This window comes from Microbacterium sp. A20 (assembly GCF_004794515.1).
Classification (GTDB): Bacteria; Actinomycetota; Actinomycetes; order Actinomycetales; family Microbacteriaceae; genus Microbacterium.
Map to the genome: position 1 here is coordinate 1 of NZ_SSDF01000005.1, position 835 is coordinate 835.

The window sequence follows — 835 nt, forward strand, 5'->3', positions numbered from 1 at the left end:
GCGTTCCGATCCCGAAGGATCTGCCGCAGGGCACGTACGTGGTGTTCGGCAACTTCGCCTCGGCGTGGCAGCCGTCCGCCGGTGCAGCCTCGTCGACCCGCTCAGTCGGAGCGCAGGTCTGGGCGCTCTCCGAGGGCGTGCTGAACCAGGTGCCCGCGCAGTATCAGGGCGCGATCCGCGCGCAGTGGGTCGACATCGCCGCTGACGGCACCTTCCGGGCGACCCTGACGCTCAAGGACACGGCGGCGACCCCCGGTTCCTACGGCGTCTACACCTACGGGGCGGGCGGGGTGTCCAACGCCGCCCAGGAGCAGAGTGTCGCCCTCGACTACACCGAGACCGCTGTCGCCTCCGCGAGCGTGAAGTCCGCGACCGCGAAGGACGGGTTGACCGTCACCGCATCCGGTTCGAAGCTGGGCGCGATCACCGGTGCGTACGCCGCACTGATCGAGACGGGCACCGAGTCGGCGGTCACCTCGGGCGGCGGATTCCTCGCGATGCAGTACGTGCGCGGGATCGAGGGTGGCGCGTTCAGCATCGACCTGACCGCTGCCGCCGACACTCTCGACCGTACGAAGTCGTACGAGGTCATCGTGTGGAAGCAGCACACGATGCCGAACGCCGAGACCATCTATGCCCGCGGCGCCGTCGCGATCAGTGACGCCGAGTGGGATGCGCTCGTCGCCCCGACGTTCTCCCCGTCCATCGAGATCTTCCTCGCCGACGGTACGACGCCGGCCGGGAACTCGGCCCTCAAGGCGGGCGACAAGGTCGTCGTGAAGGGCTCCGGCTACGACCCGGCGGCCAACGTCGGAGGCCGCGGCGTTCCGATCCC

Annotated in this window: 1 pseudogene; it reads left to right on the plus strand. The window is 69.6% G+C overall.

What is annotated here, in order from left to right:
• Positions 1-835 (plus strand): annotated as a pseudogene (locus tag DW298_RS19160) (hypothetical protein); the annotation flags it as partial.